Annotated in this window: 22 protein-coding genes, 2 pseudogenes and 1 riboswitch; of the genes and pseudogenes, 13 read left to right on the top strand and 11 right to left on the bottom strand. The window is 72.1% G+C overall.

Translation table 11 applies throughout. The features are described 5' to 3' along the window. Positions 1-121: 121 nt before the first annotated feature. Entirely contained in the window at positions 122-691 is a 570-nt protein-coding gene (locus ACWEGE_RS40175) for a dihydrofolate reductase family protein (RefSeq protein WP_449665731.1), read from the top strand. A gap of 200 nt (positions 692-891) precedes the next feature. Here ACWEGE_RS40175 and ACWEGE_RS40170 read toward each other — a convergent pair whose 3' ends face one another. After that, complete coding sequence (locus ACWEGE_RS40170) at positions 892-1,242, bottom strand: VOC family protein (protein WP_449665730.1); 351 nt, start codon at positions 1,240-1,242, stop codon at positions 892-894. Between the two features lie 29 nt (positions 1,243-1,271). Between ACWEGE_RS40170 and ACWEGE_RS40165 the strand changes: the two are divergent. Beyond that, positions 1,272-1,548 (top strand): annotated as a pseudogene (locus tag ACWEGE_RS40165) (hypothetical protein); the annotation flags it as partial. Between the two features lie 71 nt (positions 1,549-1,619). Here the strand turns inward: ACWEGE_RS40165 and ACWEGE_RS40160 are convergent. Beyond that, positions 1,620-4,679, bottom strand: coding sequence for an NACHT domain-containing protein (locus ACWEGE_RS40160; RefSeq protein ID WP_449665729.1), 3,060 nt, complete (start codon positions 4,677-4,679; stop codon positions 1,620-1,622). A gap of 256 nt (positions 4,680-4,935) precedes the next feature. Between ACWEGE_RS40160 and ACWEGE_RS40155 the strand changes: the two genes are divergently transcribed. Then, complete coding sequence (locus tag ACWEGE_RS40155; RefSeq protein WP_449665779.1) at positions 4,936-6,156, top strand: Ig-like domain-containing protein; 1,221 nt, start codon at positions 4,936-4,938, stop codon at positions 6,154-6,156. 54 nt (positions 6,157-6,210) lie between these two features. On the opposite strand, the gene ACWEGE_RS40150 is transcribed toward ACWEGE_RS40155, so the two are convergent. Beyond that, complete coding sequence (locus ACWEGE_RS40150) at positions 6,211-6,714, bottom strand: hypothetical protein (RefSeq protein ID WP_449665728.1); 504 nt, start codon at positions 6,712-6,714, stop codon at positions 6,211-6,213. A 50-nt stretch (positions 6,715-6,764) separates the two neighbouring features. On the opposite strand from ACWEGE_RS40150, the gene ACWEGE_RS40145 reads away from it, so the two are divergent. After that, complete coding sequence (locus ACWEGE_RS40145) at positions 6,765-7,580, top strand: hypothetical protein (RefSeq protein WP_449665727.1); 816 nt, start codon at positions 6,765-6,767, stop codon at positions 7,578-7,580. On the opposite strand, the gene ACWEGE_RS40140 is transcribed toward ACWEGE_RS40145, so the two are convergent. Then, complete coding sequence (locus ACWEGE_RS40140; protein ID WP_449665726.1) at positions 7,577-7,996, bottom strand: DUF6069 family protein; 420 nt, start codon at positions 7,994-7,996, stop codon at positions 7,577-7,579. The genes ACWEGE_RS40145 and ACWEGE_RS40140 overlap by 4 nt on opposite strands. A gap of 63 nt (positions 7,997-8,059) precedes the next feature. On the opposite strand from ACWEGE_RS40140, the gene ACWEGE_RS40135 reads away from it, so the two are divergent. Together ACWEGE_RS40135 and ACWEGE_RS40130 are read left to right on the top strand one after the other, a co-directional pair. Beyond that, positions 8,060-8,548, top strand: a complete 489-nt coding sequence (locus ACWEGE_RS40135; RefSeq protein ID WP_449665725.1) for a MarR family winged helix-turn-helix transcriptional regulator — start codon at positions 8,060-8,062, stop codon at positions 8,546-8,548. A gap of 89 nt (positions 8,549-8,637) precedes the next feature. After that, the gene (locus ACWEGE_RS40130; protein WP_449665724.1) at positions 8,638-8,874 is read left to right on the top strand and encodes a hypothetical protein; all 237 of its coding nucleotides are present in this window, start codon (positions 8,638-8,640) and stop codon (positions 8,872-8,874) included. Positions 8,875-8,877: 3 nt separating this feature from the next. Here ACWEGE_RS40130 and ACWEGE_RS40125 read toward each other — a convergent pair whose 3' ends face one another. The 5 genes from ACWEGE_RS40125 to ACWEGE_RS40105 form a co-directional block, all read right to left on the bottom strand. Further along, positions 8,878-10,965: an iron ABC transporter permease gene (locus ACWEGE_RS40125; RefSeq protein WP_449665723.1), complete on the bottom strand. Its 2,088-nt coding sequence runs from the start codon at positions 10,963-10,965 to the stop codon at positions 8,878-8,880. 1 nt (position 10,966) lies between these two features. After that, positions 10,967-11,947 carry an ABC transporter substrate-binding protein gene (locus ACWEGE_RS40120; protein WP_449665722.1) on the bottom strand — a complete coding sequence of 327 codons (981 nt, stop codon included), beginning with the start codon at positions 11,945-11,947 and terminating at the stop codon, positions 10,967-10,969. A 21-nt stretch (positions 11,948-11,968) separates the two neighbouring features. Next, positions 11,969-12,787: an ABC transporter ATP-binding protein gene (locus tag ACWEGE_RS40115; protein ID WP_449665721.1), complete on the bottom strand. Its 819-nt coding sequence runs from the start codon at positions 12,785-12,787 to the stop codon at positions 11,969-11,971. Between the two features lie 86 nt (positions 12,788-12,873). Then, positions 12,874-14,067, bottom strand: coding sequence for a hypothetical protein (locus ACWEGE_RS40110; protein ID WP_449665720.1), 1,194 nt, complete (start codon positions 14,065-14,067; stop codon positions 12,874-12,876). A gap of 118 nt (positions 14,068-14,185) precedes the next feature. After that, positions 14,186-14,704, bottom strand: coding sequence for a MauE/DoxX family redox-associated membrane protein (locus ACWEGE_RS40105; RefSeq protein ID WP_449665719.1), 519 nt, complete (start codon positions 14,702-14,704; stop codon positions 14,186-14,188). Between the two features lie 148 nt (positions 14,705-14,852). On the opposite strand from ACWEGE_RS40105, the gene ACWEGE_RS40100 reads away from it, so the two are divergent. The 5 genes from ACWEGE_RS40100 to ACWEGE_RS40080 are packed head-to-tail and all read left to right on the top strand — an operon-like array spanning position 14,853 to position 17,332. Continuing rightward, positions 14,853-15,536: a hypothetical protein gene (locus tag ACWEGE_RS40100; RefSeq protein ID WP_449665718.1), complete on the top strand. Its 684-nt coding sequence runs from the start codon at positions 14,853-14,855 to the stop codon at positions 15,534-15,536. Further along, positions 15,533-16,048 (top strand): hypothetical protein, encoded by a 516-nt coding sequence (locus tag ACWEGE_RS40095; RefSeq protein ID WP_449665717.1) that lies wholly within the window; start codon positions 15,533-15,535, stop codon positions 16,046-16,048. The genes ACWEGE_RS40100 and ACWEGE_RS40095 overlap by 4 nt, the downstream gene beginning before the upstream one ends. Further along, the gene (locus ACWEGE_RS40090; RefSeq protein ID WP_449665716.1) at positions 16,014-16,580 is read left to right on the top strand and encodes a hypothetical protein; all 567 of its coding nucleotides are present in this window, start codon (positions 16,014-16,016) and stop codon (positions 16,578-16,580) included. The genes ACWEGE_RS40095 and ACWEGE_RS40090 overlap by 35 nt, the downstream gene beginning before the upstream one ends. Next, positions 16,577-16,750: a hypothetical protein gene (locus ACWEGE_RS40085; protein ID WP_449665715.1), complete on the top strand. Its 174-nt coding sequence runs from the start codon at positions 16,577-16,579 to the stop codon at positions 16,748-16,750. Before ACWEGE_RS40090 ends, ACWEGE_RS40085 begins: the two co-directional genes overlap by 4 nt. Positions 16,751-16,768: 18 nt before the next feature. Next, positions 16,769-17,332 (top strand): hypothetical protein, encoded by a 564-nt coding sequence (locus ACWEGE_RS40080; RefSeq protein ID WP_449665714.1) that lies wholly within the window; start codon positions 16,769-16,771, stop codon positions 17,330-17,332. Here the strand turns inward: ACWEGE_RS40080 and ACWEGE_RS40075 are convergent. Further along, entirely contained in the window at positions 17,307-20,627 is a 3,321-nt protein-coding gene (locus ACWEGE_RS40075; protein WP_449665713.1) for a S8 family serine peptidase, read from the bottom strand. The two genes, ACWEGE_RS40080 and ACWEGE_RS40075, sit on opposite strands and share 26 nt — an antisense overlap. A 193-nt stretch (positions 20,628-20,820) precedes the next feature. Beyond that, positions 20,821-21,714 carry a LacI family DNA-binding transcriptional regulator gene (locus tag ACWEGE_RS40070; protein ID WP_449665712.1) on the bottom strand — a complete coding sequence of 298 codons (894 nt, stop codon included), beginning with the start codon at positions 21,712-21,714 and terminating at the stop codon, positions 20,821-20,823. Between the two features lie 121 nt (positions 21,715-21,835). Beyond that, positions 21,836-22,057: riboswitch (cobalamin riboswitch) on the top strand. A 97-nt stretch (positions 22,058-22,154) separates the two neighbouring features. Between ACWEGE_RS40070 and metE the strand changes: the two genes are divergently transcribed. Both metE and ACWEGE_RS40060 read left to right on the top strand, forming a co-directional pair. Then, positions 22,155-24,404: a 5-methyltetrahydropteroyltriglutamate--homocysteine S-methyltransferase gene (gene metE / locus ACWEGE_RS40065; RefSeq protein WP_449665711.1), complete on the top strand. Its 2,250-nt coding sequence runs from the start codon at positions 22,155-22,157 to the stop codon at positions 24,402-24,404. A gap of 44 nt (positions 24,405-24,448) precedes the next feature. Continuing rightward, positions 24,449-24,625: pseudogene (locus ACWEGE_RS40060) on the top strand (hotdog domain-containing protein); the annotation flags it as partial. Positions 24,626-24,984 lie beyond the last annotated feature (359 nt).

Below are 24,984 nucleotides of genomic sequence, written 5' to 3'. Positions count from 1 at the left end.
CGTGCGAGAGCCGATGGCGGCTGAAGACAAAGCCGGGCCGGGCGTCGAATTCGGGGTTCCGCGATCGACGCACGGGTGAAAGCGCTCAGCGCGTCAATCGCCACGGAAAGAGGTACCCCGGATGAGGACCCCGCTGCGGCTCTACATGTCCATCTCGGTCGACGGCTACATCGCCGGCCCGGACGACCGCCCGGGCCAGGAGCTCGGCCGTGACGGAGGGCGGCTGTTCGACTGGCTCGACGACCGGATGTCCGAAGGCGTCAACGGCCAGGTGTACGCCGAGGCCTCGGCGACCGGCGCGGTGATTTCCGGCCGCCGCACGTTCGAGCTGGCCAAGCGCTGGGCCGGCGACCACCACGACGGCGTCCCGATCCACGTGCTCACCCACGACATCGACCCGGCCGACGAACCGCCCGGCAGCGCGAAGTTCTACACGGACGTCGACGCCTGCGCGATCGAGGCGCGGGAGGCGGCGGGGGACCGAGCCGTGCTGGTCCACGGCGCGGGGGCGGCCCAGGCCCTGCTGGCGGCAGGCCAGCTCGACGAACTCGAACTGCACCTGGTCCCGGTGCTGCTGGGCGGTGGCCGGAGGCTGTTCGAGCCGACCGGGCTCGGTCACGTGGAGCTGGAACCCCTCCGGCGGCTCGACGGCCGCGGCGTGACCCACCTGCGGTATCGGGTGGTCCGCTGAGAAGTGCGTCTGGGCGAGTGCGACGGGAGCCGGCGTCCTGACTTTGGCTCAAGATCGCTGATCTTGGGTCGGGTGCTGGCTGTTGAGCTGCGGTTTCGTCGTGTGAACGGCGAAAATCTGCGCACTGAGCGGCCGGTTCCAGGGGTCTGCCTCCGGCAGGTCAAGGAATGGATCTCCGGGTCGGCCGGCGCGCCGGTTCCCTACTCGGTAAGCGGCTGGCTAAAGATCAACAAGTGCCCATCGGGTGTCCGTACGTTGAAGTCGCGCATCCCGTAGGGCCGGTCGGCCAGTGGCTCGACGATGTCGGCGCCGCGGGCGCGCAGCTCGTCGTGGCAGGAATCGACGTCGTCGACGACAACCGTCACCCTGGCCGGGCCGACGCTGCTTTCGGCGTACAGGTGGAACTCGGCGGTGTCGCGGATCACGGCCGCGTAGCTAGGTGGGGTCTCCCAGGTGAAGATGGTGTCGAATCCGAGCACGTCCGTGAAGTACGACCGCGCTGCCTGCACATCTCGGCACGGCAGCACGGGAATCGCCACCCGCATGACCATTCCGTCACCTTACCCGACTTTGGCTCGCGTTCGCGAAAGAGTCCTGGCGGCGGAAGTCGGCCGCGGCGTGCGCCCGCACCGCTGATCTGGGGCCGGCGTCACCGGTTCTCCACGATGTGTCCACCTTGTACTTCGAGACCGATGCCGGGGACGGGTTCCTCGGCGCGCGGATACCCGACGTGCCGTACGTGGTCCAGGCGGTGGCGCCACGAGCACCCGGCTGAGCAGATCCCCGACGGGCACGTCTTCACCCAGCCCTGGCCTGCCTGCCCCAAGGACCAGGTCGCCTTTGAGCCAAGTCAGGTGAGAAGTGCGTCTGGGCGAGTGCGACGGGAGCCGGCGTGTCCGGAAGTGCGGCACGTACGCGACCCTGGAGGTCAGATGTTGCCCAGTGCTGACGCTTCTCTCGCTGCCCACTTCATGAGCCAGGCGTTCCACGCCAGCCCGACGTTGGCCGTGCGTGCGAATTCGAGAACGCACGCCGCGAGGTCGTCGCGGGTCAGTTTCAGCTGGCCGGTGGTTTTGTTGCGTTGGGCATGACCGAGGAAGGCGTCGGCGAACAACGGCAGGCGAGCTCCGATCAGTTGCCATACCGAGGACAACTCGACCGGGCGCCAGATGTCACGTTCGAACGCGGCCAGCAGAATGGCGACGAACAGCAGGTAAAAGCCGTTCGAGGAGGCCGGCGCACCGGGAGGCGGTGGAAAGTGTTCGCGGACGATCGTCGTGTCGAAGGGTGGCTGGAGCTCGGTGAGCACTTCACCGGACTGCCCTTCGTCGAGTTCGTCGGAGGCCAGGAGTTCCGCGAGCACGGTTTTGTCGTCGAACATCGGCTTGCTCGCCGGCGCCGGCGGCGGATCGGCCTCGTGTTCGCCGGCCGGAACGAGCGTCCCGCCGGGCCGGCTGATCTCGGCCAGCCCGGCCACCACCGACCACGACAGGGGTACGACCGCTTCCGGAGCGTCCGCGAGGTGGGCGAGCATCTCGTACAATTCCGGATCGTGCTCGCCCGCGCCGAAGTACCTGCGCAGCCGATGCACCAGCGGGCCGGGTTTTTCGTCGTCGTGTATCGATGCCGCAACCGACACCAGAGCTCGGGGCCCGAGGGTCGCCACGTATCGGTCGACGCCGACAAGCCGGCGGCGGCACAGGCCGGCGAGCACTTCCGGATGGCTGTTCCCCAGCCGGCTCGGTATGCCGGCTATCGATGAGCGAAGGGTTTCCGGGGCTCCTTCTCCTGACTTGAACAGTTCTGCGGGAACCAGTCCGTTGCTGACCTGGAGCAGCAGTTCGTCGACCACCGCTGCGCCGATGGCGGCGTCGGAGGCCGGGTCGTCGCCGAGTATCCGGACGCAGGTTCGCCGTGCGATCGGGATGATCTCGTGCGGGATGTTCAGCAGGAGGAGGAGCAACTGCGGTTCGAGGCTGCGTCCGTAGCCGGCGATCCCGGTGGTGAAGAGCCGTTCGAGCACTCGTGGGGTCGGCCGCATGAACCGCAGGCAGCGCAGCGCGAATTCGAGGTGGACGCGCCTCGAGTTGTCCAGGGCCAGCAGCTCCAGGCAGTCGTCGATGCCGTTCGCGCGACGGGTGTCGAACTGCTGGATGGCGATCTGGGGAACCACTTCGCTGGAGTCGAACTGGATCATCGGCCGGATCATGCCTATCAAGTCCCGGGCACTGTCGCAGTGCCGGACGATGAAGCACGCGGAGAAGTACTCCAGGAATGTTCGGTGCGTGAAGCCGAAGAGCCTTTCCCCTCGTTCCGATACTCCGGTCTGGACCAGGAGCCAGGCCCGGCCCGCGCAGAAGTCGAGGAAGTCCTGCGCTTGTTTGGACGCCGATTCGGCGTCGTCGACCACGTTGCGCTGGAAGTAGTCCTTGATGTTCTGCTTCAGCCGGCCTTCGGTGAGCCCGCTCGCCTTGCCCGCGTTGTTGAGAAAATTGTAGGCCAGCTCTTGGATGAGGTACCGGGTCTGGGTGTTCGCCTTGAACGATATGGGGACGCGCCGGACTCTGTCCCAGCGCTCGAACAGCAGTTCGGCGCACTCCTCGTAAACCTGCGGCCGGTTCTCCGGGATGTACCCCTCGTATTCATAGATCATGCACAGCAGCGAGAGCATCAACGGGTTGGTGCGCAGATCGCCGACGTGGGTGCTGTCTTCGAGGAAGTTGCGGGCTCGCTGCTCCGCGGAGAACGCTCGTGGGTCGGCGATGATCGCGAACCACCGCTCGACGTAGCGTTGCAGTTGCGCATCGGTGAAGTCCGGCAGGAAGTAGACGGGGAACGAAGTCGGGTCCAGGCGGGCGCGCGAATATCCTTCTTCCCTCGCGGTGACCACGACGGTGACCAGTGGGTATCGCCGGCTGAACATCTCGATGGCCGTGACGGTGGAGCGCCGCAGGTTGATGTCGGTGATCTCGTCCAGCCCGTCGAAAACGACGACGGCGAGTCCCAGCCGCAGCACGTCTCGGAGCGCGTCGACGCTCAATTCCGATTGGGTGACGACCCGCAGGCTCTCCGCGAGGATGCCGAGGTAGGAGTCGCTCGGCGACGGGTGGTCCTTGAGCTCCACGATCATGGGCGCGGACAGGGTTTCGCTCTGCTCGCCCGCGATGCGGTAGATCAGGTGACGGATGAAGGTGCTCTTGCCCGCGCCCGGGTGGCCGACGACGACGAACCGCCGGTCGGTCAGCTTGTCTTCGGCGATGGGCGTGTTGTCGATTTTCTGTTCGCCCGTGCGGAGTTCCGGCCACGGCGTCAAGAACCGGGGCACGTAGATCTGCTCGATCGGTACCTGGTGGTCTTCCCGCGAGTGGGGCATCACGAGCTTGGCGTAGCGGGCGCGCATCGCGTGCCGTACCGCCTGGATGGCGGCCCGCGCCGCGGCGAGCCGCCGGCGCTGCGGGGAAAGCGCCCACCGTTCGGTGATCGCCGAGGAGAGCGCCGACGGGGTGGAAGCGTCCTGGCGGAGGCTGGTCGCGTACACCAGGTCGTCGGCGCCGAACGCATTCTCGTCGCGGAGCTGTTGGACGTGGAGCCGGACGCAGTCGCACAGATCTGCCCACAGCGCGGCGGCGATGCGGCCGGACTGCTCATCCGGCAGCTCCAGCTTCTCGGCGAGCTCCGTGGAGAAGATCTGCGCGAGTCGCTCGCGTTCTTCCTCCGTTCCGTCGGTGTCGTCGGTGATCTCGAGATAGGCGAAGATCTCGAGCAGGCCGATGCACAGGCGTCCGGTGAGGTACGCCGAAATCCTGTCTTCCTGTGCTTTGGCGAGTTTCACCTGTTTCCAGTTCGAAGACTTCCGAACCGGCGAAGGCGCCGGGCGCAGCTTTTGGGCCGCGGCCTTCCAGGCAGGAGCCGAAGAACGGACGACGATGCCGCCCACTGCCTTCGCTGCCGACTGCGCGACGAGGGTGGCGAGCGCGAGCGACGACATGGCAAAGATGCTACCGAACGAGCGTTGCGGGCGACTTCGAATCGACCTTGGAGAAGTCTTTTCAAGGTCATCCGGGTGCCCGGGGAAGAAGGGTGTCTTCCCCGGCCTCGGAGTGTGCGCCTGTGACCAGGGCACTACACAGCGTCCACCGTCGAACCGGCCCAGCTCGAGGTGGCGCCGAGTTGCGCCCACTCTCCGTGAGAGACCGGATCGTTACACAACTTCGGGCCGGGTGGGACGTCTGATGATCGTGAGAATGATCCGCATCGCCGGGGTCGGGCTGGTGGCCCTGCTGCTGGCTGCATGTAGTGGACAGTCCGAGACCGTGGGGGCCGCGCAGCCGGCCGGGCTGGCCGGAGCCGGACCGACCGGGACGGCGACCGTACCCGGGGTGCCGGCCGCGAAGGTGGTCTTCGGCCCCGAAGGCGGCGATCAGCTGAGCCCGAAGGATCCGATCGTCATCAAGGCGTCCGGGGGCACGTTGCAGGCGGTCGCGGTGACGAACCCGCAGACCGGCAACGGCGTCAAGGGCGAGCTCTCGCCGGACAAGACGACCTGGACCAGCAGTGACCGCCTCCGGTACGGGGCCACCTACCAGGCCGTCGTCACCGCGGCGAACCCGGCGGGCGCGACGAGCGAGCAGCGCGGGGAGGTGCGCACCCTCAAGCCGGCCGCGGTCGCCAGCCCGGCGCTGTTCCAGGCGGCGTCGGGCGATTTCGGGGTCGGCCTGATCATCGGCCTGAAGTTCGACCACGACATCTCCGACAAGGCCACGGTGGAGAAGTCCCTCAAGGTGACGTCCTCGCCCGCCCAGGAGGGCGGCTGGTACTGGGTCGGCAAGCGCGAGGTGCACTACCGGCCCAAGGACTACTGGAAGGCCGGCTCGACCGTGAAGCTCGAGACCACGACCTTCGGCACGCCGATCGGAGGCGGCGCGTACGGCGGCACGGACGTCTCGGCGACCTACAAGATCCACGACTCCTGGATCGCCAAGGCGGACGGCAAGACCCACCAGATCAAGGCCTACCACAACGGCCAGCTGGTGAAGACCGCGCCGACCAGCATGGGCAAGACCGCCGACACCCCGCCGCGCGGTCCGACGCCGACCTTCAACGGCACGCACACCGTGCTGGGCAAGGAAGCCAGCAAGATCATGGACTCCTGTACCTACGGCGTGTGCGAGGGCGACCCCGGTTACTACAAGGCCCCGGAGAACTGGAACGTCCGGATTTCGAACGACGGCGAGTACCTGCACGAGAACCTGAAGACGGTCGGCGTGCAGGGCAGCGACAACGTCTCCAACGGCTGCCTCAACATGAACACCGAGAACGCCAAGTGGTTCTTCGACAACTTCAACGTCGGTGACGTCGTCGAGGTCACCAACTCGGGCGGCCCGCAGCTGGCGATCAACAACGGCCACGGCGACTGGGCCATCAGCTGGAGCGCCTGGCAGGCCGGCAGCGCGCTGCACGGCTGAGTTCCCCCCTGACGTGACGAAGGAGGCCACCGGTTCCGGAGGCCTCCTTCGCCGTCACAGGGGGTCGAACTCGTCGCCGTCTTCGTTGAGCAGCACGGAGCGGCGTTCGGTCAGGCACGCGCTGAGCGACGCCAGCAACGCCTCGGGGGAGACCGGGCCGAGGTCCAGCTCGGCGATGACCTCCGCGCGGATCCGGTCGATCTCGGGTTCGTCTTCCTTCAGCTCGGCGTAGGACGATTCGAAGGAGGCCCGCATCGCTTCGAGGTCGGGCGCGTCCGCCACGACGTCCTGCCAGGTCGGCACCCCGACCACCAGGCGGACGGCGGACTCGACATCGGCGGCGATGATCCCGGCGGTGCCTTCGGAACCGGCGTAGAGCACGGGCCCGCCGTCGCAGACGAAGAACGTGCCGCCCGAGGCGTCGCCGGCGATCGCCTGCAGATCGCCGCCCGAGGCCGGGCGCACCGGTTCGACGGGATCGAGGCGGGTGATGTCGAAATCGAACACGCCGGCCAGCACCTTGGCGACGTGGGGGTTGTCCCGGATGCGATCGAGCATGCCGGCACGATAGCTGGTGACCGGCCCGCGGGTGCGGTACAACGAAAAGCGTGGCCGAGCGCGTCCGGCGTCCTGACCCGCACGTTTCCGTCGAGCGTGACGTGCTGGTGCGGTACCTCGACGCGTGGACGGCGACCGTGCTGCGGTCGCCGCGGGGTGGCACCTACGTCGAGTGCGGCGACTTCGCCGCCGATGCCTTCCGGGTGTTCGGCGAGTTCGCCGACCGGCTCGGCGAGCACCACCTCGAAGCCGTTCTCGTCGGCCGCGCGGTGCCGGAGGGGGTTCCGGAGGGCCTGGCCGTCCGGACCGCCGGCGACCTGCGGGAGGTCCGGGTGGCCGGGCCGATGCTGGCGCACCTTTCCGGTGACTGGCCGGCCGCGCTGGTGCGGGGCAAGGCGCACGAGGTGCTGCTGTCGGACGTCGCCGGCGCGGACCACCGTGAGCGGCTGGCGGCCGCGGGGCTCGGCTGCGCGGTCGTCGTGGAGCTCGTCGCCGACGACGGAACCGGGCGGACACTCGTGTTCGCGACCGCCGACAGCCGGCACCTCGGCACCTTCAAGACCGAACTCTGGGCGGTGGACGAGTTCGCGGGCATCCGCTTCCGCGACCCGCGTGACGCCGAGGGCGCGCTGGTCGACATCTCGCTCACCCCACAGCTGCTGCCGCTGCGGCGGGCGCTGGTTGCGGAACTGGCCCGGCGGGGCCCCGCCACCCTCGCCGAGCTGCAGTACTTCACGCTGCTGGAAACCATCTACCGCGCCGAGGACGCCGTCGGCGCGCTGACGGCCGCGGTGGCGGCCGGGCAGGTCGCGCGGGAGCCGGCGAAGGGCCGGTTGACCTCTCGGACCGTTCTTTCGGCGAGCTAGTCGGTCGGCACCGGCCGGGCGCCCTCGACCGCCGGGTTCAGGGTCGGGCGGAGTGCGGTGACGACCGCCGTCGCGACAACCAGGTGCATGAGCATCAGGCCGAAGACGTTGGCGGCCGTGGCGCCCGCGGTGAACAGCAGCAGGTCCGGGACCCAGGTCAGGACCAGCACCGCCGGGACGACCACCCGCAGCGCTTGCGGTGCCCTGCGCGCGATCACGAACCAGCCGGCGGTGCCCAGCAGCAGCCCGGCCGCGGTGGCGGGCAGGTAGGACGCCGGGGACAGGCCCATGCCGATCCCGCCGTCGTCGAGGGCCAGCGCGCCGAGGGCGATGGCGGTGTTCGCCGCGGCGGCCGCAAGCAGGGCGAAGCCGAGGCGGAGGACGGTGGTCGCGGTCGGTTTGGCGGTGGTGAGCATCGCTCCTCCTTGGGTTTAACACGCAACTCAAACGTAGATTGGGTTGCGTGTTAAAGTCAAGGCGTGCGTGGCGAGGAACTGTTCCCCTGGCTCGGTGAAGACGAGCAGCGAGCGTGGATCAACCTGGTGAAGGTCCTGCTCACGCTGCCGGGCGCGCTGGAAAGCCAGCTGCTGCGGGACGCGGACCTGACGCTGCTGGGCTACATGATCCTGGCGCGGCTCTCGAGGGTGCCGGGGGAAAGCCTGCGGATGAGCGAGATCGCGGAGATGGCCAACGGGTCGCTCCCGCGGATTTCGCACGCCGTCGCGCGCCTGGAGGACCGGGGCTGGGTGAAGCGCGAGGTGTGCACCGGCCAGGGCCGCCGGTTCACGACCGCGACGTTGACCGCGGCCGGCCGCGCGCACCTGGTGGCCTCGGCACCCGCGCACGTCGCGACGGTCCGCAGGCTGGTGCTGGATCCGCTGGGCGACGACTTCGTGGGGGTCGGCGACGCCGTGCAGCGGATCGTCGAAACCCTCGGGCTGCCCACGGAGGTCCTCAAGCCCCGGTAGGCGTTGGCGGGTATGGAGTTCTCGGGCCGGCCGGGCCACACTGGTCTGCGGTTCCGGAGAAGCTCCGCCCGCCCGAGGAGGGGTCAGGGATGCCCACCGCCATCGAATACGCAGTCGCCGGGCACTGGCACGAGCAGAACGGGTGCGGTGGTGGTCCGCCCGCCCAGAGCTTCCCCGGTGGTGCGGCCGGTCTGGCCGCCCCGGCGCACCCGGACGTCGTGCCGGCGCCCGCCGAGGGGTTGCTGGTCACCGGCCTGCCCGTGGTGCTGCTCGTGGCGGCCGTGGTCCGGCGACGGCGACGCGGTGGGAAGACCACGGCCGAATAGGGCTCAGCGGCCCGCCTTCGTGCGGTGCCGGTACAGGAGCCACCCGAAGTAGGGCGCGCCGACGATCGCGGTCATCAGTCCGGCCGGGAGCTGGCCGGGGGCGATGAGGGTGCGGCCGGCGGTGTCGGCCGCGCCGACCCCGATTGCGCCCAGCAGCGCCGCGGCGGGCAGCAGGCGGGAGTGCCTGCTGCCCACGATCGCGCGCGCCGCGTGCGGGGCGACCAGGCCGACGAACGTCAGCACCCCGATCCCCGCGACCGCCGCGCCGGTCAGCAGGACGGCGCACGACAGCAGCAGCAACCGCGTCCGGGCCACGGGTACGCCCAGCACCCGCGGCGTTTCGTCGTCCAGCGCCAGCAGGTCGAGCTCGCGCCGCAGGCGGACGAGCACCGGCGCCACCAGCAGCAGGGCCAGCGCCATCGGCACGAGGTGGGCGAAGGTCCGGCCGTAGGTCGAGCCACCCAGCCAGGTGAGCGCCTTGGTCTCGTTCCACGGGTCGGACAGCGTGATCAGCAGCGTCACCAGCGCCTGCGCCGCCGCGTGCACGCCGAAGCCGATCAGCACCAGGCGTTCGCCGGCGAACCCGCCCCGGGCGGCCACGGCGAAGACCACGGCCATCGAGCACGCGGCGCCCAGGCCCGCGAAGCCCGTCACCGTCCAGAACCCGACCCCGGACACGGCCGTGATCACCGCGACCGCGCCGAGGCCCGCCCCGCCGACGACCCCGATCATCCCCGGCTCGGCCAGGGGATTGCGGGCCACGGCCTGGGTGAGCGCGCCGCCCAGCGCCAGCGCCGCGCCCGCCAGCAGCGCGGCCACCACGCGCGGGACACGGGTGTCCAGCACGCCGGTGACGATCGGGCCCGCCCGGCCGCTCACCCAGTTGACGACGTCGCCCAGCAGCAGTTTCGCGTCACCGAGCAGGACCGCCCCCACGGCGACGCCGGTCACCGCGAGCACCAGCCCGGCGAGAACCACCCGGTACCGCACCGCGCTCACGCCGCCGCGCGCGCCGGCGGCGGGTGGTTCGGCGGTCCCGGCGGTGGTCCGGGCCGTCCGGGCCAGCACCACGAGGAAGAGCGCGCCGAGGATCGTCGTCACGACTCCGGTCGGCACCTCCAGAGCACGCTGCGGGCCGGCGAGCGCGCGGAGCAGCACGTCGGCGCCCAGCAGGAGAACCGCGCCGAGCGCCGCGGAGCACGGGAGCAGCGCCGCGTGCCGGTGCAGGCCGGGCACCACGGACGCGAGCAGCCGGGCCACGGCCGGCGCGGCGAGGCCGACGAACCCGATCGGGCCGGCCAAGGTCACCGCCGTCGCGGCCAGCAGCACCGCCAGCGCGATCGCTCCACAGCGGACGCGTCCGATGTGGACACCCAGGGTCCTGGCGTGGTCGTCGCCGACGTGGATCAGGTCCAGCCGCCGGGACATGGCCAGCAGCGCGGCCAGCGCCACCCCGGCGACGGGCCCGAGCGTCCGGACGCCGCCGAGCCCGTTCTGCTCCAGCGCTCCCTCGCCCCAGGCGAAGAGACCGCGGGTTTCCTGGGCGTACAACAGCAACAGGACCTGGGTCACCGAGATCAGGGCCAGCGCGATCGCGGTGCCCGCCAGCACCAGCCGCACGATCCCGGTGCCCCCGGTGCCGGCCAGCGCGAGCACGAGCGCGGCCGCCGCCAGCCCGCCCGCGAAGGCGATGCCGGCCGCGCCGAGCAGGGGCAGCGAGACGCCGAACGCGGCGACGGCCACCACCGCCAGCTGCGCGCCGGCGTTGACGGCCAGGGTGTCCGGCGACGCCAAGGTGTTGCGGGACACCGATTGCAGCACCGCACCGGCGACGCCGAGCGCGCTCCCGACGAGCAGCGCCGCGAGCAGGCGCGGCAACCGCGACTCGAGCACCACCGCGGCCGGGTCGCCGGTCGCGCCGCCGACGGCCGGTCGCAGCACGTCGAGCACGTCCAGGTTCGCGGTGCCCTGCGTCAGGTGCACGGCCGAAAACAGCAGGATCACTGCGGCGAGCCCGCTCCCGAGCAGCACGAGCCGCCCGCGTCGCCGGACGGCGACCGCGGGCGGCCGGGGCCCGGTCAGGGTGAGCACGCTACTTCTTCAGCGCGTCGACGGCCGCGTCGACGAACTGCGCCATCGACTTCGGCCCGCCGAACATCCAGAGCGAGTCCGGGAAGCGGTGCACCTTGCCGCTCTTGACGAACGGGAGGTTCGTCCAGATCGCGTTGCCGGCCAGCTCCTGCCGGTACGGGTCACCTTCGGCGTTGTTGGCGATGTACCAGAACCGCACGTCGGGCAGCTGGGTCAGGCCTTCGACGTCGGCCTTGGCCAGGCCGTAGACCGCGTCGCCGTCCATCGGCCACGCGGTCTCGAGGCCGAGGCGGGCGAACACCGCGGACACGAGTGCGCCCCTGGTGTAGGGCCGGATGCCGACCGAGCCGGAGGTGACGTAGGCGTCGGAGAACGCGACCTTCTGCCCCAGCGCGCCCGACTGTTCCACCGCGGCCCGGCCGGCGGCCAGCTTCTGCTCGAACTCGGCTTTCAGCTGCGCTGCCTCGGTCTCGGTGCCGGTGGCCTTGGCGATGGTGTCCAGGTTGGCGTACATCCCGGCGACCGGGTCCTTGGCGTTGCCGCCGTTGAGGACGACGACCGGGACCTTCGCCTCGATCTGCTCCAGCGCTCCTTCGGTCACGCTGTCGGTGACGACCACGAGGTCCGGCCCGAGCGAGCCGAGCGTGTCGAGGCTCGGCTCGCCGCGGGTACCGATGTCCTTCGGGGTGCCGTCGAGCTTCTCGGCACTGACCCACTGGCCGTAGCCCTTGATGTCGGACACGCCGACCGGCATGACGCCGAGCGACACGAGGTGCTCGACGGCGTTCCACTCGGTCGCCGCGACCCGCTTGGCCGGGCCGGGCAGCTTCACCTCCTTGCCGCGCGCGTCGACGACGGTGATCGGGCCGGCGCCGCTTCCGGTGGCGGCGGCGTTGCTCGTGGGCGCCTCGGTGGTACCGCAGCCGGCCACGAAGAACGTGGCGGCCGCGGACAGGCCGAGGAGGGTCCGGGTGAACCGCATGTTTCTCCTGTTTTCGATGGGTCAGGCGGACGCGGCGTCGTTGAAGCGGCCGACCGCCCGGGTGTGGATCCGGCCGTCGGCCGGGTCGGTCACGACGTCCACGCGGATGCCGTAGGCGCGGCTGAGGTTGCCCGGCGTCAGCACTTCGGCGGGGGAGCCCTCGGCGGTGACCCGGCCGGCTTCGAGCAGCAGCACCCGGTCGGCGACCGCGGCGGCCTGGTCGAGGTCGTGCAGCACCACCCCGACGCCGACGCCGTGGGAGTCGGCGAGGTCGCGGACGACGTCGAGGACCTCGACCTGGTAGCGCAGGTCGAGGAAGGTCGTGGGCTCGTCGAGCAGCAGCAGCGCGGTGTCCTGGGCCAGGCAGGCGGCGAGCCACACCCGCTGCGCCTGCCCGCCGGAGAGGGCCTGCACGGGCCGGTCGGCCAGGGCGGACAGGCCGGTCAGCTCCATCGCGCGCGCGACGGCTGCGGCCCCGTCCGGGTCGCGGCCGCCCCAGCGCGACCGGTGCGGGTGCCGTCCGAACTCGACCAGCTCCCGGACGCACACGCCACCCGGCGCGGTCCGGTGCTGCGACAGCAGGGTGATCCGCTTGGCGATGTCCTTTCCGGACAGTGCGCGCAGGTCGGCGCCGTCGGCGAAGGTGACGGCGCCGGCGACCGGCGGGTGCAGCCGGGCGAGCGCCCGCAGCAGCGTCGACTTCCCGCTGCCGTTCGGGCCGATCAGCGCGGTGACAGTCCCCGCGTGCAGGGAGACGGACGCCGCCCGCACGACGACGTCGGTGCCGTAGGCGACGTCGAGCTCGTGGGCGTGGACGCCGGGGTGGGGGACCAGGGACACACGAGGACAATAAGGTCAGGCTTACCTAACCTACAAGGTGGCGGACGGCACAATCCGGACATCGTCCCGGCTCCTCGCCGGGTCGGCTACCGGACCGGCTTCGGCTCGGGCTCGCCGAGGAGGCGGCCGAGGTAGAGGTCCCTGGCCACCAGGCTCACCGCCAGGTGGTCGGCGAGCGGGTCGAAGAAGGCGCTGCGGTACTTGGCGTCGGTCACCGTCGACGCGGCGAAGTACAGGCCCGAGAACGCGGCGATGAACAGGGAGACCTGCAGCAGTTCCTGGGGGATCGGCAGCTGGATGCCGAACAGCGTGCCGCTCGCGGGGTCGCGGCCGATCCACGCCTTGATCACCGCGTGCTGCACCGCGACGATGCCGAAGACGACGAAGAAGACGAACACGAGCGTGGCGAGCACGAAGGTCTGCAGCACCTGGGTCAGCATCAGGACGAGGACCATGTTCGCCCGTTCCAGCTTCGTGAGCGGGAGCCGTTCGGCGGCGACGTCGTCCTCGAGGAAGGTCGCCAGCGGGGTTTCGCGCAGCTTGTCGAGGCCGACCGGGGCGGTGCGCGACTGGGTCAGCCGGGTGACCTCGTCCTTGAGCATGGCGAGCAGGAAGACCACGGCGACCACGGCGAAGAGCCCGACGACCAGCCACATCCGCTGCCGCGGCAGGGCGGCGCCGACCTGCCAGATCTCGGTGGTGAAGAACCCGAAGACGGTGAACAGCAGCAGCAGGGGCAGCGCCCGGCTGGTCAGCTCGCCGAGCAGCCGTGTCTGGCGGTACGCGGCCCGCAGCGCCCAGCCGACGATCGAGCCGACCCCGACGAAGGCGGCCGCGAACAGCCCGGCCAGGATCGCGAGCTGGGTGAGGAAGCCGAGCGGCATCGAGCCGCCTTCGGCCAGCCGGCCGACGACGGGGACGACGATCGCGAAGCCGGCCGCCAGGACCGCCGCGGTCCCGGTCCCGCCGCGGTCGACCAGCTTGCGCCGCACCCAGCGCGCGGTGAGCCAGGAGCCGAGGGCCGGGAAGACGACCAGGCTCAGCAGCAAGCTGGTGTAGCCGAGCGCGAAGAGGTCGCTCTCCATGAGCCGGTCGAAGTCCGCGTCGGTCTCACCGTCCACGGCGGACAGCAGGGCGGTGAGCACCTGCCAGGCGGCGATGAAGACGACGGCCGGGGCGATCCGGACCAGCAGGTGCGCCGGCCGTCCCCGCACGACGGCGGGCAGGCCCCGGCGCCGGAACCACTGTTCGACGGCCTCGACACCGCGTTCGTCCGCCATTTTCGCCTCCCGATCGGCGCGGCCGCCGCCGGGATGCTAGCGCGGCGCCGGGGAGCCGGGGCACGGGGTGGTGGCGCAGTGGGGAAAACAGGGTGGGGGCGGGCCGAACCCGAAACGATCATCGAAAAGCGCGGCCGGGTTTTCGGCCGCCCGCTGCCCACCACGCCGGAATCAGGTGGTTCGCCATCGCGAGGACCACGCCCGCGGCCAGGCACACCCACCGGTCCGACGCCGGCGCGGGTACGCCGGCGACCGCGCACCCGGCACTGCCCGCGGCGAGCGCAACGGCTCGGCACACCACCACCCACGACACCGCCTCCCCGCCGAAACACCCGCACGGCACACCCGGCCGGCGCGTCCGCAGCACCGCCGCATAACCGGCGAAAGCGCAATACAGCACGGCTTGCGCCGCGGCGGGAACAACCGTTGCCGCCGGGGCGGCCGGCAGTGTGGCGAGCATGGCCGCGCCGACGGCGATTTCGGCGCCCGCGACCGGCGCGGCCACGAACGGCGGCAGCAGCCGGTGGACGCGCAGCACCGCGCGGTGCTCCCGGTGGCGTACCGCGTGCGCGGTGCCGGCCGCGGTCAGGAGAACCGCCCCGAACGCCGTTGTTACCGCGGTCCAGAAGGCGAGCATGACAACACCTTATTCGCGGGCCCGGCATTGCCGACAGAAATGCCGTCCCCCGTTCGGAGCAATTCGAGAAACGTTGGAAAACGAATATGGCCAGTGCGGAATCCGTCGGCTACTCTGCATCGGGCGGATTCCGGGAATCGGAGGTCTCATGGGGGCGCAACGGCTGCGATTGGTGGCGCCGAGCGGGGGCCGGGTGACCGTGAGCCTGCCTGCCACGGCTCCGGTTTCGCACGTCGTGGCCGGCGTCCGGTTCGTCGGCGGCTCGTACGGCACCGGGTTCCAGATCGGCTCGCGCGGCTACCACGACTTCGCGTGCACGCACGTCGCTCCGGCGGACACCCGGGAACGGCTGGTCGTGCACGGCCGGGAGGTGGTCGTCGCCGAGGCCCGCGACGGGCAGTCGTCCGTGGCCACGCTGCTCGGCGCCTACCACGAGCTGATGACGGTGTACGCCGGGCCGGCGCCCCGCCGCGACCGCGTGCTGGCCCTGTTCGGCTCGCTGCGCATCGAAGACCACGTCGACGGCATGACCGTCGTCCCGCGCGCCGAGACGCTGCTGGACCCGGCGAACGAACACCTCGTGGTCGTGGTGAAGGACCACGGTTCGCTCTCGATCCCCGCGCCGCGCCAAGCCGCGGCCTTGCTCCCCCGGCACGCGGGCGCGCGCACGAAACACGGCGAAGTCTGGAAGTCCGGGTACGCCAGGAGGTCCTTCGTCCTCGGCTGCCCGGCGGGCGTGGCCGAGGTGCACCTCGCGGACACGGCGGCGAAGACCGAGCGGGACAGGCTCGACTGGCTCGACGGCATCGACGTCGCCTGGGACCGCCGATGACCCCGTCGACCGCGCTCACCCTCCTCACGTGGGCGGCGATCATCCTGCTGTTCTTCGGGCTCGCGGCCGTGCTGCGCGAAGTCCGGTTGCTGCGCGGGATGGTCGCCAAGAGCACGGACGGGTTCGCGGCCGCGCCGCCCGACCTGGTGCTGGGCCCGCGGTTCGCGGGGCGGATCGTGGCGGCGGTCGACTCGGGCTGCCCGCTGTGCCTGACCGTGGTCGAGCGGCTGGCCGGGCTCGGCGCGGAAGCGACCTTGCTGACCCACGAACCACCGGAGACGTGGGCCGGGCTCGCGCACGGCCTGCCGGTGGTCAGCGACGGCGAAGCGTGGCGTTCGGTCTCCCACCTCTCGCCGCCGGTGCTGATGCTGCTCGACGGCTCCGGCCGCGTCCGGCGGGTGCTGCTGCCGGTCCGGGCGTCCGAAGTGGACACGACACTGGCCGGCTGGGCCGGTCCGCAGCCAGGAGGTGGAGCCGGTGACGCTGGAGTTGGCGCGCATTCCCGACCTTGACCGCCCGGGCCCGGGTGCCGCGGGCACCCGCGCGGGCCGGAAGCTGAAGGTCCGCGGCACGCGCCGGACGTTCCTGCGCGCGGTGGCGCTCGGCGCGCTGACGATCGGCGCGACCGCACTGGACTGGTCCGGCCTGTCCCGCGTCCGGAAGGCGGACGCCGAGTCCAGCCCGTACGGCATGCCGGGCTACGACCGCAACGACTGCCGGGACGCCTACCCCTCGGGCTACGCCGAACTGACCGACACCAGCGGCGCCTACGTCAACACCTACGCCGCCTGCTTCGGCGGGTTCTGGCGGGGGAGCACCTACTGCGACGCGGGCTGGCACAAGTACGGCACGTGGACCGAGGACGGCATCCAGGTCGACCACCAGCCGGTGGCCAACACGTGCGGCCAGTTCGCGGGCCGGAACGCCTGGCGGTGGACGACGCCGGACCAGAAAGTTTACCGCTGCTCCGACGGCTTCTCCACGTTCTGGGGCGGCGGGTACACCGGCCAGACGTACCTGACGATCTGCCGCGCCGCCCTGTGATCCACGCGGTTCCCCGGCGCCGGTGGCACCCGCTGACGATCGCCGCCGCGCTGGTGCTCGCCGCGGCTGCGGTGACGGTCGCACTCCGGTTTGCGCCGGGACGGCTGCTGCCCGGTGCGTGGCTCGTCCTGTGCGCGGCGGCCGGGTTCGCCACCAGCGGCTCCAGTTGAAGCCGGAACTCGGCCTTCGTGCTGAGCTCGCCGGTCTGGCGAGGCACTCCGACACTGGCGTTCTGCGCCGGGCTCGTCTGCGGCGGCGCACTGAGCGCGCTCGTCCTGCTCGTGGTGGGTTCCCTGCTGCGCGCGCCCCTGCCGGCGGCCGCGTCCTGGGCCGTGGTGGCCGCGGTGCTGGGCGCGGTGCTGCTGCGGGAAACGGGCGTGTGGTCGTTCCGGCTGCCGGAGAACCGGCGGCTGGTCCCGGACACGGTGTTCCGGCTGGGCCGGCACCTCGGCCCGCTCCAGTTCGGCTTGGAGATGGGCACGGGTGCCCGCACCTACCTGCCCAGCGGCCTGCCGTACGTCGCCGCGGTCGCCGTGGCCCTCACGGCTTCGCTGCCCGCGGCGCTGGGCGCGGGCGCGGGGTTCGGGCTGGGCCGCGCGTTGATGACGACGGCGAACCTGCGCTACGACGGCGAAAGCGGCTGGGACGGCGAATGGCGGGCCCACGGCCGGGCCTTGCGCGCCCTGACCGGGGCCGCCTTCGTCGTCCCGCTCGCCGCCATCGCCGTCACGGTGCTGTCTGGTACGCCCTGAGCACGGTCTGGCTCACCGAGTTGCCTTCGGTGTCCCGTGCGGTGATCCGCAACGACACGAACCCGTTGCCCGCCGGGTTGCGCACCACCGCGAGACCGCCGTTGCCGATGCGGACCGTGGGCGCGGGTGTCCACTTCGCACCGTCGTCGGCCGACGTCTCGACGCGCAGGTCCGCCAGGCGGAACTCGCCCGCGCCGGGCTGCCGCTGCGCGGTCAGCGCGAGCACGAACGGCTTCCCGGCCGGGGCCCGGCTCTGCTCGTCGACCGCGCCCTCGGCCCGGACCACCAGCAGCGGCAACGGTTTCGCCGGAGCCGCGCGGCCGGGTTCGCGGAACGTCCACGCCACGTCCGCCGCGGTCCCCACCACCGACCACGGCACGCTGCGGGTGGCCACCGACCGCAGCGTGTAGGTGCCCGCGTCGTCCGGGATCGGCAGCGCCCCGGTGGCCGGGTTCGGCGCCGTGGCGAGCGCAACGCCGTCGCGCGAGAGCGTTGCGGTGCCGGTGAGGCCCGCGGGTGGCGCGGTGTACTGCTCCGGGTCGCTCCCCGACATCAGCGGAATCGCGTACCCCAGCTGGTTTTCCGCGCGCAGCACTCCCCAGCCGTCCTGGGGCGCGCCGAAAGCGGGTCCGATCGGGGCGCGGTTCCAGCCGGCGCGCTGCGGCCCCGGCCGGTACGTCCGGTACGAGTAGCCGGTTTCCGCGTCGGTCAGCGGGTCCGGGTACACCGCCACCACGTGCTGCCAGCTCACCCCGGTCGAGTAGTACTCGGTGCGCCGGCTCGGCAAGACCGGCGCGGAGAGCTGGTAGGTCGCGCTGTCCGCGCCCGGGAAGCCGAAGGTGGCGTCGTCGGCGCGCAGGCTCTCCGCCGGTTTTCCCTGGGTGTGGTAACGCACGTCGACCACCGCGAGGTCGCGGTCGCGCACCCGGAAGACGGGGTCCGCCGGCACGCGGCCGCGTTCGAGGAGCGCCAGCCGGTAGACGTAGTCGCCGTCCGGCCGGGCGGCCAGGGTCGCCCGGAAGTACAGCGCGTAGGTGTGGTCGGTGATCGCCCGGTCCGAGCCCACCGCGTACAGCTCGGTGCCCGGCTGGGTGATCCAGGCGAGCGTGTTCGTGCGGGTGCCGCCCGGGTTCCCGGACACCAGGCCCAGTTCGCCGTCCTGCAGCCGCGCGTCCGCGCGATCGACCACCGCGCGCAGCGGTTTGCCCGCGCGGGCGTCCAACGTGAACGAAACGTCGCCGGTCACCGCCTGGCCGGGCCGGGACAGCAACGTCACGGCGGCGGGCCGGGTCTGCCCGGAAGGATCACCGGACACGTCGAAGGCGTTGAGGTCGTAGCGCCCCTTGGGCACTCGCACCACGGCCGTGCCGTCGGCGCGGAACGGCCGGACGCCGAACGCGGCTCCGGTCGCGGTGTCCACGAGCGTCGCGACGCCCGCGGTGAACCGCCCGTCGCGGCCGATCAGCCGCACGGACACGTCGTAGCTTTCGGCCTCCAGGAAGGCGCCGAGCGCGGTCTGCACGGCGATCCCGGGTGCGGTCGCCGTCAGCCGGCCGCCGTGCGGCCCGGCGGCGGCCGAGCCGGCCCGGAGGGTGACGCCGACGTCGGCGTCACCGTGCGCGGGCACCACGACGGACGGCGCCGATGGCGTGAACAGCGGCGCCGGGTCCGTGGCCAGCGACAGCGTGACGGGCGCGTCCCCGTCGTTGTGGTAGGTCACGGTCTTCGTGACGGGCCGGGTGCGGGGCCAGGCGACGAAACCGTAGCCGAGGCTGCCGGTCGTGGCGGTGACCCGCTGGGTGACCGCGCGGGCGACGTCGACGCGGCCGGCCCCCTGCTCGACGACGTCGGCGGTGGGTTTCGCGGTGCTCGTCAACGTGGTCTTGAGCCGGCCGGCGAGCCAGTCCGGGTGCTCCTGGAGCAGCAGCGCCGCCGAACCCGCGACGTGCGGGGCCGCCATCGACGTCCCGGAGAGCCGGGCGTAGTTCTCGTCGACCGGCGCGGTGTCGCCGTCGCGCGTGCCCGAGGCGCGGGCCGAAACGATGCCTTCGCCCGGCGCCGCGATGTCGGGCTTGACCGCGTGGTCGCCGCGTCGCAGGCCCCGGTTGGAGAACGCGCTCGTGGTGTCCTGGGCCGACACGCTGCCGACCGCCAGCGCGGCATCCGCCGCGGCGGGCGCGACGACCGGTTCCGGTTCGGGCAGGTCGAGCGAGCGGTCGTTGCCCGCCGACGCCACGAAGAGGGTGCCGTAGCGGGCGGTCAGCGCGTTCACCGCCTGGGACACCGGATCCGTGCCGTCGGTCGCGTCCCCGCCGAGGCTCAGGTTGACCACCCGCACCTTCGGCGCGATCCACTCCATGCCCGCGATCACCGCGGACTCCGGGCAGCCGTACGACACGCAGACCTTGCCGCTGACCAAGCGGGCGTCCGGTGCGACCCCGCGGTAGCGGCCGCCGGAGGCGGCGCCGGTCCCGGCGATGATGCCGGCGACGTGCGTGCCGTGCCCCAGGTCGTCGCTCGCGTCCGGCCGGGTGCCGGTGAAGTCCCGGGCCTCGACGACCTTGCCGGCCAGGTCCGGGTGGTCGGCCCGCACCCCGGAGTCGAGCAGGCCGACCGTGACGCCGCGGCCGGTGTAGCCCGCCCGCCACGCGGCCGGGCCGCCGATCTGGGGCACGCTGACGTCGAGGGCCGGCGTGGCCAGGCCGTCGAGCCAGACCTTGCCCACTCCGGGCCGCAGCGCGGACCCGGCGGTGAGCCAGGTCCAGAACTCCGTTCCGCGGCGCCGGTCCTGGCGCAGGGCCGTGCCGCGCACGCTCGGCAGGTCCCGGACGGCCGTCGTGGCGGGCGGCGTGGCGGACGGTGTGGCTGCCGCGGTACCGGCGGAATAGGTGACGATCAGCGGGGTGCTCCCCGCGGAGTCGGCGAGGTGCTGGCGCAGCAGCTCGGAAACGTCGAACAGCCGGGGATCGAGCCGGCCGTCCGCCACGAGCGCCAGCGCGTCCGACGGCACGACGGTGATGTCGCCGGGCGTTGCGGCGGTGTTCGTTTCGCGGAAGAAGCCGATCCGGTCGCGGCCAGGGCCCGGTTCGACCACGACGGTATTTTTCCCGTGGGAATTCGGCAGCACCCGCACCCGGTCGCCGGTGATCAGCGTGACGGTTTGCCCGGAATCGCGGGGTCCGGAATCGCGGGGTCCGGAATCGACGGGCGGGCCGGCCGGGTGCGCCGCCGCCGGAACGGGCAGGGACAGCCCCGCCACGACCGCGGCCACCATCGCCGTCAGTCTTCGATGCATGCCAGAACCCCTCCGCCTGAGCTCGGTTCCCCCGGATTTCGCCTCGGCAAATGCGCGCGGCAAAATAGCCGCGGCCACGTTAACACCCGCCCCGGTGACCCGGGCAATACGTCATTTCCGTGAACCAACCGCCGATAATTGATCACCGGAATACCGGCGGTGGCAAAATGCCGGGGAAGCCATTCGGCCCGGCTCAGTGCAGGCGCGGCGGCGCGGTGCTGGCGCCGGCGGCCAGCTCCGGGGCGAGGAGCCGGGTGCCGGGCGCGACGCCGTCGCCGAGCTGCCCGATGACCGTCTCGACGGCCAGCGCCCCGAGCTTCCGCGCCGGGATCGCCACGCAGGTCAGCTCCACCAGGCTGTGCGCGATCAGGCTTTCCGGGCAGACCGCGACGAGCGAGACGTCCTCGGGCACCCGCAGGCCGCGCTGCCGCAGGCCGGCCAGCACCGCGGGCAGCGCCGATTCGTTGTGCACGACGAGACCCGTGACGTCCGGATGGCGGGTGAAGAGCGCGTCGAGGCCGCGCAGCGTCCGCCAATGGGTGTCGCCCCAGGCCAGCGTCGTCGCGCGGAGGCCCCGGCGGGTGGCTTCCGCCGTGAAGCCCTGGGCGAGCCGGGTCGCGGCGCTGCTGCCGCGCCGGTACGCCGCGGGCGTCGGGCCGATCAGGGCGACGTGCTCGTGCCCGAGGCCGGCGAGGTGGCCGAAGCAGAGCGCGCCCGCCGCCGCGAAGTCGAGGTCGAGGCAGCCGAGCCCGCGCGGGGAGTCCGGCAGGCCGATCAGCAGCGCCGGCCGGCCCAGCCCGAGCAGCACCGGCACGCGCGCGTCGGCCGCTTCGACGTCCATCACCACGACACCGTCGGCGACGGCGGAAGACACCGCCCGGCGCAGCGCGGCGGGTCCCTCTTCGGCGGTGACCAGCAGCAGGGCGTGGTCCCGGGCGCCGGCCGCGGAGATCGCGGCGGCCACGAACTCCCGCACGACGACGTCGTGGGTGCCGGCACGCAGCGGGACGACCAGGGCCAGGACGTTCGTCCGGTGGCCGGTCGTGAGCCGACCCCCGGCGTGCCGGTGGTGATCGCGCTTGCGCATGGCCTTCTCGACTGCCCCCAGGAGACGGCTGTCCGTCACTCTTAGTCGAACCGCTTCGACAACAGTTGAACGTAGAGTACTCATCGGGGATGTGCAAGCGGCCCGGCGCCGGTCCACCCGCTAGGCTCGGCGTGCCACTGGTTCACCCGGGCGAGCAGACGCGCGCGGGTGAGGCAACAGGGAACCCGGTGCGAATCCGGGACTGCCCCGCAGCGGTGTGTGGGAACGAAAGCCGTCACCACGCGAGTGGTCAAGCACTGGGTACGCACCCGGGAAGCGACGGCCGGTAGACCTGAGCTCGGCGCCCACGAGTCCGAAGACCTGCCCGTGGTGCGCGCGCCGACGGCGTGCGCGAGTCCGGGCCTCGCGGGATGGGCACGACCGAACGCGGCTCTCACGCGTGCTCGGACTCGGGACTGCGAGCTCGCGAGGAGAGAGCTGTGACCGACATCGGCACGACGGTGCTGGGCTACCCCCGGATCGGCCCGGACCGGGAACTCAAACGCGCCCTGGAACGCTACTGGGCGCACGGGATCGACCGGGCCACCCTGCTGGAAACCGGCCGTGAACTGCGCGAACGAACCTGGCGCGAGCTGGCGGCGGCGGGGCTGGACTCCGTCCCGTCCAACACGTTTTCGCACTACGACCACGTGCTCGACACCGCGGAGCTGTTCGGCCCGCTGCCCGGACGGTTCACCGGCCTCGGGTTGCCGCCACTGGAGACCTGCTTCGCCGCCGCGCGCGGGGTCCAGGACGCCCCGGCGCTGGAGATGACGAAGTGGTTCGACACGAACTACCACCACCTCGTCCCGGAACTCGGCCCGGACACGACGTTCACCCTGGCCGGGACCAAGCCGCTCGACGAGTACCTGGAGGCGAAAGCGCTCGGCGTCGAGACCCGGCCGGTGCTGGTCGGGCCGGTGACGTTCCTGCTGCTGGCCAAGTCCCCGGTCGAGGGCTTCCGCCCGCTCGACCTGCTCGACGCGCTGCTGCCGCGGTACGCCGACCTGCTGCGGCGGCTGCACGCGGCGGGTGCCGAGTGGGTGCAGCTCGACGAGCCCGCGTTCGCCGCGGACCGCACCGAAACCGAGCTGAACGCCCTCATCCGCGCCTACCACCGGCTCGGCAAGGAAACCGCGCGGCCGAAGCTCCTGGTCGCCGGCGCCTACGGCCACCTCGGGCGCGGGCTCGGCGTGCTGGCTCGCGCACCGATCGAGGCGCTGGCCGTCGACCTGGTCACGGACGAGTCCTTTGTGGACGCGGTGGCGGCCGAGCCGGCGTTGCGGGACAAGGAGGTGCTGGCCGGGGTCGTCGACGGCCGCAACGTCTGGCGCACCGACCCGAACCGCGCGCTCGGCAAGGCCGCGACCCTGCTCGGGGTGGCGAAAACGGTCAGCGTGTCGACGTCGTGCTCGCTGCTGCACGTGCCCTACGACCTCGAGCGGGAGCGCGGGCTGCCGCCGCGGCTGAAGAGCCGGCTCGCCTTCGCCCGGCAGAAGGCCGACGAGGTCGTGCTGCTCGGCCGGGCGCTGCGCGGCGAGGACGTCGACCTTTCCCCGGCGCGCCGGGCGGTCGCGGACCACGTCGAGCCGGCCGACGAGCACGTCCGCGCCCGGCTGGCGGCGGTGCGCCCCGAGGACACCGTCCGCACGCCGTACGCCCGGCGCGAGCCGGTCCAGCGGGCCGCGCTCGGGCTGCCGCCCCTGCCGGCCACGACGATCGGGTCGTTCCCGCAGACCGCCGACGTCCGCAAGGCGCGCGCCGCGCACCAGGCGGGCACGCTCGACGACGCCGCCTACACGGCGGCGATGCACGCCGAGATCGAGCGGGTGGTGCGGCTGCAGGAGGACCTCGGGCTCGACGTGCTGGTGCACGGCGAACCCGAGCGCAACGACATGGTGCAGTACTTCGCCGAGCAGCTGGCCGGGTTCGCCGCGACCGAACACGGCTGGGTGCAGTCCTACGGCTCGCGCTGCGTGCGCCCGCCGATCCTCCACGGCGACGTCTCGCGCCCGGCCCCGATGACGGTGTCGTGGACCGGCCACGCCCAGAGCCTGACCGCCAAGCCGGTCAAGGGCATGCTGACCGGCCCGGTGACGCTCCTCGCGTGGTCGTTCGTCCGCGACGACCAGCCCCTGGCCGAGACGGCCCGGCAGGTCGCGCTCGCCGTCCGCGACGAGGTGCACGACCTCGAAGCGGCGGGCATCCGGATCATCCAGGTCGACGAGCCGGCGCTGCGCGAGCTGCTGCCGCTGCGCAGGTCCGGCCACGAGGGCTACCTGCGGTGGGCGGTGTCGGCGTTCCGGCTGGCGACCTCGGGCGTCGCCGACGCCACCCAGATCCACACCCACCTCTGCTATTCGGAGTTCGGCGACGTCCTGCCCGCGATCGACGCCATGGACGCCGACGTCACCAGCATCGAAGCGGCCCGGTCGAAGATGGAGGTGCTCACCGGACTGAGCGGGTTCGGCCGGGGCGTCGGACCGGGTGTGTACGACATCCACTCCCCGCGCGTGCCGGACGCCGGGGAGATCGGCGCGCTGGTGCGCAGGGCCCTCGGTGCGGTGCCCGCCGGCCGGCTGTGGGCCAACCCGGACTGCGGGTTGAAGACCCGCGGCTACCGTGAGGCCGAGCCGGCGCTCGAAAACCTGGTCGCGGCCGTGCGCGAGGTCCGGGCGGAGCTCGCGTGAGGGGCAAGCCGCCGTCGGCGTCGCGGCTGACGCTGTCGCAGATCATGGACGACCACGACACGAACCTCATGGGCACCGTGCACGGCGGGGTGCTGATGAAACTGGTCGACTCGCTCGCCGGGGTCGTCTCCGCCCGGCACTCGGAAGGCGCGTCGGTGACCGCGTCGGTCGACGAGATGGTGTTCCGCGAGCCGGTCCGGGTCGGGGACGTGCTGCACCTGCACGCCCAGGTCAACTGGGCGGGGTCGACGTCGATGGAGATCGGCGTGCGCGCCACCGCGGACCGCTGGGACCGGTCCGTGCCGCCGGTCCACGTGGCCTCGGCCTACCTGGTGCTGGTCGCGGTCGACGAACACGGCCGTCCGCGGCCGGTGCCGCCGGTGCTCCCGGAGACCGGCGAGGACCGCCGCCGCCAGGCCGAAGCCGGGATCCGCCGGACCCACCGGCTCGCCCGGCGAGCCGCGATCACCGCCTCCCGCACGGTCCCAGCTTGGCGATGGCTTCGACCTGCGGGTCCGCGTCCAACGCGCGCACGACCCCGGTCCCGATGTTGCCGGTCGCTCCGGTCACCACGATGCGC

This window comes from Amycolatopsis sp. NPDC004747 (assembly GCF_053601335.1).
This window is presented reverse-complemented; position numbering and strand designations above follow the sequence as displayed.